We start from the raw sequence: 9,122 nt of genomic DNA, 5'->3' as shown, positions 1-9,122 counted from the left end.
GCCGCGATGAACCTTTTTTAATTTCTAGCGTCAGATACTAATATCAGAGGCATTTAATATTCAATGGCCAGCCAATATCGGTTTGTCTATTCGACTCGAGCTCTAGCTCTGCAGCGGTCAGCGGATTGTCAGCTAACCATTGCTTAGAAAGCGTTAGGGTTAGATTGTTGTCATTCGTCGTCAGTTTGAACTCAGGCTCTAGCGCTGGGTTACGACGGTGAGTTAACAAAATAGCCAAACGCAGAATACGTAAAATACGCTTGCTGCTGGTGCCTGAGATAGCGTGTTGCTCTGGTAATGAGGTTAACTGTTCACGGTAGCGACGAGTTAACTCACCCAAGTAGTGCTTTTGCGCTCGAGTAAAGCCAGGTAGGTCTAAGTTTTGCAGCAGATAAGCGCTGTGCTCACCGCCTTTTTTGAAATCGATGGTTAAACCAATCTCGTGAAGCTTAGCTGCCGTTTGCAATAGCACACCAGCTTGAGGTTCTGAAACCCACGCTTCGGCGCCCGCTTGGTCTAGCAGCGTTTGTGCGACTACAGCAACTTGTTCACCGTAGCTTACGTCCATTTGGTAGCGTGATTGAACACTCTTAATGGTACGCGCTCGGATATCTTCTTGGCGAAGCTCATCAACCATCTCGTAGGCTAGGCCTTCACGGAGTGCGCCGCCTGCGAGTGTCATTGAATCTATTTCAAGCAACTCAAAAATAGCAATAAGAATGGAAAGGCCACTCGGGAACACTAATGCGCGTTCAAGGGTAAGTCCTTCGATTTCTAGCTCTTCCAAGCGCTCAGTAATCATCGCTTGTTTCTGTAGACGCTTAAGTTTGGCATGAGTAATCACTTCATCCATGCCTTGCGCCAACATGATCTCTTGCAGTGCTTGAACGGTACCGCTGGCGCCCACACACACATCCCATCCGATATCAGTGTAGCTATCTAGGATAGGAGCCAACGTCGACTTCGCCGCTTCAATGGCGTTGTTAAAGTTGGTAGCGGTTAATTGGCGGTTTTTAAAGTGGCGCTCAAGCCAAGTAACACAGCCCATCTTTAGGCTGGTTAGTGCTTTCGCTGAGAAGCCTTCACCAATGATCATCTCGGTGCTTGCGCCACCAATATCAACAACCAGTCGGCGGCCGCTGCCACCAGAAGTGTGTGCTACGCCTTTATAGATAGTCGCAGCTTCTTCTTCTCCGGAGATAACATTGATGTCGTAACCAAGGATCTGGTTCGCTTTCTCTAGAAATATATCCACATTGATAGCAGTACGTAGGGTCGCTGTACCGACAATGCGGATATTTTCTTTCGGAATATCTTGCAGTCGCTCTGCAAAGAGACTCAAACAGTCCCAACCGCGCTGCATGGCTTCTGTACTAAGCGCATTATTTTCATCTAAGCCTGCAGCTAAACGCACTTTGCGCTTAATTTTAGCCATGGTTTGTACGCTGCCATCGATATGACGCACAACGAGCATATGAAAACTGTTCGACCCGAGGTCGATTGCAGCGTAAAGCGGGGGTGACACTGTTTGACTCATAAGCGACTAAGCTTCCTTGTTATGACGCGGTTGGCGTGGGCGACGGTTCTGGTTTGGTTTACGGTTCCCGTTGCGTGGGCCATTGTTGTTTGAGCGGCGTTGTTGCGGGTTACGTGTACGTAAGCGCAATGGTGCTGGTAGATCTTCTAGCAGTGCAGAAGCATCGTAGTCAGACACAGGGATCGCGTGCTCAATGTATTCTTCGATTGGTGGCAAGTTGATTGCGTAATCTTCACAAGCAAAGCTGATCGAGTGACCACTTGCACCAGCACGACCTGTACGGCCGATACGGTGAACGTAATCTTCACAGTCATCAGGTAGGTCGAAGTTGAATACGTGTGTTACTTGAGGAATGTGTAGACCACGTGCTGCAACGTCGGTTGCGACAAGCAGGTCAACATCACCTTTAGTGAATTGCTCAAGAATCTTTTCACGTTTCTTCTGAGGAACATCGCCAGTTAGCAGGCCAACACGGTGACCATCTGCAGCTAGGTGACCCCAAACAGACTCACATTTGTGCTTAGTGTTAGCGAAGATGATAGCGCGCTCTGGCCACTCTTCTTCAACTAGAGTCTGCAGCAGTGCCATTTTGTGTTCGTTTGATGGGTAGAACAGCTCTTCCTGAATGCGGTGACCTGTTTTACGCTCTGGCTCAACAACAACATGCTCTGGGTTGTGCATGTGTTCGAACGCTAGCTCTTGTACGCGGTAAGACAGCGTCGCAGAGAACAGCATGTTCAGGCGATCTTTAGGTTCTGGCATACGGCGGAACAAGAAGCGGATGTCTTTGATGAAACCAAGATCGAACATGCGATCAGCTTCGTCAAGAACAACAGCTTGAATGTGGTTAAGGTTAAATACCTTTTGTTTGTAGAAATCGATGATGCGACCAGTCGTACCAATTAAGATATCTGCGCCTTCTTCGATCTTACCTAGTTGCTTGTCGTAGCTCTCGCCACCGTAAGCTAATGCTGCTTTGATACCTGTGCTTTCAACCAGAGAGTCAGCATCGTTGTAGATCTGAATCGCGAGTTCACGCGTTGGTGCCATAATAATCGCACGTGGCTGATTAGGCTTGCGGCCTTCATGCTCAGGTGTTTTTAGCAGGTGGTTGAATGTAGCAGTAAGAAACGCTAGCGTTTTACCAGTACCCGTTTGGGCCTGGCCTGCGATGTCTTGGCCGGTGAGCAGTACCGGGAGCGCCAAGGCTTGGATAGGGGTACAGTAATCGAACCCTTTTTTCTCCAATCCTTCAATGACTTGCGGGAGTAAATCCAAGTCGGCGAACTTTTGCTCTGTGATATGCGTCTTTTTCATTGCTATAGAATATCAGCTTAAGCTTGCAATACGAAAGTAAATACATTCCAATAGGGCATCTATTTACTGGTTATCATCCAACCAGTTCTAAAAAATACATTGGAGTGGAAGATGAGTGATAAGATTTTGCAGCTAACTGATGACGGTTTTGATAACGATGTGATCAACGCTGCAGGCCCGGTTCTTGTTGATTTTTGGGCAGAATGGTGTGGTCCATGTAAAATGATTGCTCCGATTCTTGATGAAATCGCAGACGAGTACGAAGGCAAACTCACTATCGGTAAATTAAATATCGACCAGAATGCTGGAACTCCACCAAAGTTTGGTATTCGTGGTATTCCAACGCTACTTCTTTTCAAAGATGGCGGCGTAGCAGCAACTAAAGTTGGTGCATTGTCTAAAACTCAACTTAAAGAGTTCCTAGACGCTAACCTTTAATTAGGTGAGCCTTTGAAAAGAAACCGCGCAGTTAACAAATGCGCGGTTTTGTTTTTTCTAAGCTATGGACTAGTCTTAGTTTTAGTGCTAATTTATCGCACGTTAATTGAACGAATTTCTCTTCTTGGTCGATCCTGTGACCAAATCCTTCTTAACTTAAGAAAACAGATCCTATTTTGACTAAACAAACTTCCACCACTATGAATCTTACTGAACTGAAGAACAGACCTGTGTCTGAGCTTGTTAAACTTAGCGAAAGCTTAGGTCTTGAAAATCAAGCTCGCCTAAGAAAACAAGACATTATCTTCTCCATCCTTAAAGCGCATGCAAAAAGTGGTGAAGACATCTTTGGTGATGGTGTTCTAGAAATTCTTCAAGACGGTTTTGGTTTCCTACGTAGCGCCGACAGTTCATACCTGGCTGGCCCAGATGATATCTACGTATCACCAAGCCAAATTCGTCGTTTTAACCTACGTACAGGTGACTCTATTGGCGGTAAAATCCGTCCACCTAAAGACGGTGAGCGTTACTTTGCACTGCTTAAAGTAAACACGGTTAACTACGACAAGCCAGACAACGCACGTAACAAGATTCTTTTCGAAAACCTTACTCCTCTTCACGCTAACGAACGTATGGTGATGGAAGCGGGTAATGGTGCGACTGAAGATATTACGGCTCGTATTCTTGACCTTGCATCTCCAATTGGTAAAGGTCAGCGTGGTCTGATTGTTGCTCCGCCTAAAGCGGGTAAGACAATGCTTCTGCAAAACATTGCTCAAAGCATTGCACGTAACCATCCTGAGTGTGAACTAATGGTTCTACTTATCGATGAGCGTCCAGAAGAAGTAACAGAAATGCAGCGTCTAGTTAAAGGCGAAGTAGTTGCTTCAACATTCGATGAGCCAGCATCTCGCCACGTACAAGTTGCAGAAATGGTTATCGAGAAAGCGAAGCGCCTTGTTGAACACAAGAAAGATGTAGTTATCCTACTGGATTCTATTACTCGTCTAGCTCGTGCTTACAACACTGTGATTCCTTCATCAGGTAAAGTTCTTACTGGTGGTGTTGATGCGAATGCTCTACATCGTCCAAAGCGTTTCTTCGGTGCGGCACGTAACGTAGAAGAAGGCGGTAGCTTAACGATCATCGCAACAGCACTGGTTGATACTGGTTCTAAGATGGATGAAGTTATCTACGAAGAATTCAAAGGTACAGGTAACATGGAACTGCACCTTAACCGTAAGATTGCTGAAAAACGCGTATTCCCAGCGATTGATTTCAACCGCTCTGGTACTCGTCGTGAAGAGCTTCTTACCAAGAACGATGAACTACAGAAGATGTGGATCCTGCGTAAGATTGTTCACCCAATGGGCGAAATCGACGCAATGGAATTCCTTATCGACAAGCTAGCAATGACGAAAACGAACGATGAGTTCTTTGACGCAATGCGTCGTCAGTAATATTGATTAGCTGATCGTATTTAATAAGCGCTGCCCTCGGGTGGCGCTTTTTATTTGCATTTTGTAGCGCCAGCTTGCAGAATGAGCAAAAGTGTTACAAGGACGTTAAAATGCAACATGGACTGTTGTCATCATTACTCCTGTCTACTTCACTGTTATTTTCACCGGTTGGTATGAGCTATGCCACCGAGATGTCTCCACTTACAGTAGAGTCTTGGCTTGAGAATGATCAAGTAAAACTGAAAACTGCTGAACTACTAGAGCTTGTCGTACGTGACGAAGTCAATTCGCTACGCTTTGCGCTTGAGCGCCTGACATTTCCCCAGCAAGAGGTGGCTCGTTACCAACTCTTGAAGAAGCTTGAACAGCAAAAAATCGTACTCACACCCAAGATGTCTATCTTCATCGAGCAGCAACTTGCTATCACGCCCACTTATCAAGTCTTAGAACGTGGCGATGGCTATGAGTTTACGGTACCTGCCTTTAATTACCCTTCAATTGCTAATCGCCTTATTAAACAATGGCGTCAAGATCAGAAGACATTGGTGTTTGTGTTAGATGCAGAGAAACAGGAACTCGACCTAAAAGAGTGGTTATCTGGATCTGAACATCAAGTTCAAACGCGAGAAGCGTTGCTCATTAGAGAGCTAGACAGTTTGTCTCCTGAAGCGGTTGATTACCTAACTAAGCAACTCACCGCATCTTCTATTGTTAGTTGGTTACCTTCTACTGAGGTGGTGGTTCGATTAGCGCAAGTGAGCGAAGACCCAGAGGTTTACAAAATTCTATGGCGAATGAAGGCCGATTATCATAGCCAAGCTGAGCTAGTTCGCCTTGCTGAAACCAAACAAACGTTCGCGCTTGAACAGGTGATGGCAGCGACTAAGAACCCGCGTTTGAAAGATGAAGCGATTACTTTGCTTACCAAAGTTAACCCGTTATCAGAAGAGGTGAAGCTGTTCCTTGTCTCTAGGATGGCGATTGCTGATGAAGCACCATTAGTTGCGCGTGAACTCGCCAAACAAGGTCATACGCGATGGTTGCAAGATCTCGTCAATGATAACCCTCAGGTGAAGAGTTCTTTGATCGAGCAAGCATTACCGTAAAGTGGATTTTGCCTCTCAATAACCACACTAAAAAGGGGGACCTCAGCGTCACCCTTTTTGATATACTGAGCGCAGAATAATCAGCATGTAGAAGTCCTATGAGTTTTAAAGATTTACGTGATTTTATCGACCATCTTGAAAGTATTGGTCAGTTGAAACGCATTTCTCACCCAGTCGATCCAGACTACGAAATGACCGAGATTAGCGACCGTACTCTACGTGCTGGTGGCCCGGCTCTTTTGTTTGAAAATCCAGTAGGCTATGACATGCCCGTTTTGACCAATCTATTTGGTACACCTAATCGGGTTGCTATTGGTATGGGACGTCAAGAAGTCAAAGAACTGCGTGAAGTGGGCAAGTTGCTTGCTTACCTAAAAGAACCTGAGCCACCAAAAGGCTTTAAAGACGCTCTTGATAAACTACCTGTGTTTAAGCAAGTCTTAAACATGCCAGCTAAACGCCTTCGCAAAGCGGCTTGCCAACAAGTGGTATGGCAAGGCGATGACGTCGACCTAGATAAAATCCCTGTGATGAGCTGTTGGGCTGATGATGTCGCGCCATTGCTAACATGGGGTTTAACGGTTACTCGTGGTCCAAACAAGAAACGCCAAAACTTAGGTATCTATCGTCAGCAGAAGATCGGCAAGAATAAAATCATCATGCGTTGGTTAGCCCACCGTGGTGGAGCATTGGATCTGCGTGATTGGATGGAAACTAACCCTGGGAAACCATTCCCAGTATCGGTAGCGTTTGGTGCTGATCCTGCCACCATTCTTGGTGCGGTTACGCCAGTGCCGGATAGTTTATCTGAGTACGCGTTTGCAGGCTTACTACGTGGTAGTAAAACTGAGGTCGTTAAATCAATCAGCAACGACTTAGAAGTTCCCGCAAGTGCAGAAATCGTGATGGAAGGTTACATCGACCCGAATGAATTCGCAGATGAAGGGCCTTACGGAGATCATACTGGTTACTACAACGAGAAAGAAAAGCACCATGTGTTTACTATTACTCATGTAACCATGCGCGAGAACCCTATCTATCACAGCACCTATACTGGCCGTCCACCTGATGAGCCAGCGGTATTGGGTGTTGCGCTAAATGAAGTGTTTGTGCCTATTCTTCAAAAGCAGTTCCCAGAGATTGAAGATTTCTATCTACCGCCTGAAGGTTGTTCGTACCGAATGGCAGTCGTGACCATGAAGAAGCAATACCCAGGTCACGCTAAGCGAGTGATGATGGGTGTATGGTCTTTCTTACGCCAATTCATGTACACCAAATTTGTATTGGTGTGTGATGAAGATGTGAATGCACGTGATTGGTCTCAAGTAACCGCAGCGATGTGCGAACATATGGATCCGTCACGCGATAGCCTGATGATAGAGAACACGCCGATCGATTCATTGGATTTTGCCTCACCCGTGGTTGGGTTAGGTTCTAAGATGGGTCTAGATATTACTAAGAAGTGGGACGCAGAGTTAGCGTTATCGCCAGATGTCCAAACAGCACCTGTAAATAGTGAACATATTGAGGGTAGCTTGGCTGAGTTAACCAAGGTTCATCCTGAAATTATTGATGTTCACCTGCAAAACGACAATGCCAGCATGGTTGTGGTGTCTATTGATAAGCAAGCTGCCGGTAATGGTAAGAAAATCATGGAAGCGGTTTGGTCTCAATTTGATGAGAACAAGTTTGTTATCGTGTGTGATGGCGATGTCAATGTGAGTGATTGGAATGACATCATTTGGGCTGTAACGACAAGAATGGATCCGGCGAGAGATACGTTATTCCTGCAGAACGAAACTGGACACTCAAAAATGGGTCTCGATGCGACCAATAAGTGGGAAGGTGAATGCCTGCGTGAGTGGGGTGTACCAATCACAAAAGATCCTGATGTTGTGAAAAAGATTGATAGCATCTGGGAACAGCTAGGAATTTCATGAGCTACCAAGTAGTCTTATACCCAGAAAACATCAGTTTCACAGTAGAAAAAGGGCAAACGGTCTTGGATGCTGCGCTCAACAGCGATATCTATTTCCCAAACCGTTGCCAAGTTGGCGCATGCGCAATGTGTATGTGCAAAAAATTAGAAGGGCAAGTGAGTTACCACCTTGAACCCATGCTCACAGAGAAAGAGCAGCAACAAGGCTGGATTTTTGCTTGCCAAGCATTTGCAGAAAGTAATTTAGTTCTAACCTTTGCCGATTAAGGGTTAGTAAGAGGAAGAACATGACTATTAAATGTAAAGTGAAGTCTATCGAGCCTTTGGCTTGTAATACTTACCAAATCCTACTTCACCCAGAAACACCGGTCGCTTTTAAAGCGGGCCAGTACCTGATGGTTGAAATGGGCGAGAAAGATAAGCGCCCATTCTCTATCGCAAGTAGCCCTTGCCGCCACGAAGGTGAGCTTGAGCTGCACATTGGTGCTGCCGAGCACAACGCTTACGCACTAGAAGTGGTTGAAGCGATGAAGAAGGCACAAGCTGAAGATGGCGATATTGCGATTGATGCTCCACACGGAGATGCTTGGATCAAAGAAGAAAGCGATCGCCCTCTATTACTTATTGCTGGTGGCACGGGTTTCAGCTACGTGCGCTCTATTCTTGATCACTGCATCGCGCAAAATAGCTCGAAAGAGATCTACCTATACTGGGGCGCAAAAGATGAGTGCCAGTTATATGCTAAAGAAGAGTTGGTTGGCATTGCAGAAAAGCATAGCAATGTGCACTTTGTACCGGTAGTAGAAGAAGCACCGGAAGTTTGGCATGGCCAAACAGGTAATGTGCTTGAGGCTGTTATGCAAAGTTTCGAATCATTAGCTGATTTCGATATCTATATTGCAGGTCGTTTTGAAATGGCGGGCGCTGCAAGAGACCTATTTACTCAGAATAAAGAAGCAAAGCGTGACCATATGTACGCTGATGCTTACGCATTTATCTAACAATACCCTTAGATTTTGAGCAAAAAGAGAGCAGAAATGCTCTCTTTTTTACGTTTAGGTGAACTATTAGGCAGTTAACCCCTATTTATTCATTTTTCATGAAAAAGTAGTTGCTAAGCTGAGAGGGTTCCCTATAATGCGACACCACTGAGACGGCAGACGCCACAAGGCTTCAGCAAGAATCAGTAAGACGGAAAGCGACAAAAAATTAATTTTCAAAAAGTGTTTGACACTGAATGTTAATTCGCTAGAATGGCCGTCCACTTCGAGAGGCTCCTTACTTAAAAGGAACGCTCAAGAAGTTAAGCTCTTTAACAATTTAAA

The 9,122-nt window shown here is 45.5% G+C and carries 8 protein-coding genes; 6 read left to right on the top strand and 2 right to left on the bottom strand.

Annotation, left to right across the window (positions count from 1 at the left end):
- Window positions 1-43: 43 nt before the first annotated feature.
- Together gppA and rhlB are read right to left on the bottom strand one after the other, a co-directional pair.
- Window positions 44-1,537: a guanosine-5'-triphosphate,3'-diphosphate diphosphatase gene (gene gppA, locus AB4138_RS23410; protein WP_017059247.1), complete on the bottom strand. Its 1,494-nt coding sequence runs from the start codon at window positions 1,535-1,537 to the stop codon at window positions 44-46.
- Window positions 1,538-1,543: 6 nt separating this feature from the next.
- Complete coding sequence (rhlB, locus tag AB4138_RS23405) at window positions 1,544-2,854, bottom strand: ATP-dependent RNA helicase RhlB (RefSeq protein ID WP_048610414.1); 1,311 nt, start codon at window positions 2,852-2,854, stop codon at window positions 1,544-1,546.
- A 111-nt stretch (window positions 2,855-2,965) separates the two neighbouring features.
- Between rhlB and trxA the strand changes: the two genes are divergently transcribed.
- From trxA to fre, 6 genes are all read left to right on the top strand, one after another.
- A complete protein-coding gene (gene trxA / locus AB4138_RS23400; RefSeq protein ID WP_010440700.1) occupies window positions 2,966-3,292 on the top strand; it encodes a thioredoxin TrxA in 327 nt (108 codons plus the stop codon).
- Between the two features lie 200 nt (window positions 3,293-3,492).
- Window positions 3,493-4,752 carry a transcription termination factor Rho gene (rho, locus tag AB4138_RS23395; RefSeq protein WP_017062978.1) on the top strand — a complete coding sequence of 420 codons (1,260 nt, stop codon included), beginning with the start codon at window positions 3,493-3,495 and terminating at the stop codon, window positions 4,750-4,752.
- A 110-nt stretch (window positions 4,753-4,862) separates the two neighbouring features.
- A complete protein-coding gene (locus AB4138_RS23390; protein ID WP_017059249.1) occupies window positions 4,863-5,858 on the top strand; it encodes a hypothetical protein in 996 nt (331 codons plus the stop codon).
- A 98-nt stretch (window positions 5,859-5,956) separates the two neighbouring features.
- Complete coding sequence (ubiD, locus tag AB4138_RS23385) at window positions 5,957-7,798, top strand: 4-hydroxy-3-polyprenylbenzoate decarboxylase (protein WP_017059250.1); 1,842 nt, start codon at window positions 5,957-5,959, stop codon at window positions 7,796-7,798.
- Entirely contained in the window at window positions 7,795-8,064 is a 270-nt protein-coding gene (locus tag AB4138_RS23380) for a 2Fe-2S iron-sulfur cluster-binding protein (protein ID WP_008224727.1), read from the top strand. Before ubiD ends, AB4138_RS23380 begins: the two co-directional genes overlap by 4 nt.
- 20 nt (window positions 8,065-8,084) lie before the next feature.
- Window positions 8,085-8,798 carry an NAD(P)H-flavin reductase gene (fre, locus tag AB4138_RS23375; protein WP_017059251.1) on the top strand — a complete coding sequence of 238 codons (714 nt, stop codon included), beginning with the start codon at window positions 8,085-8,087 and terminating at the stop codon, window positions 8,796-8,798.
- Window positions 8,799-9,122 lie beyond the last annotated feature (324 nt).

This window comes from Vibrio sp. 10N.286.52.C3 (assembly GCF_041468865.1).
Lineage (GTDB): Bacteria > Pseudomonadota > Gammaproteobacteria > Enterobacterales > Vibrionaceae > Vibrio > Vibrio crassostreae_C.
The sequence above is the reverse complement of the archived record's forward strand: the minus strand, read 5'-3'. Positions and strand labels throughout refer to the sequence as shown.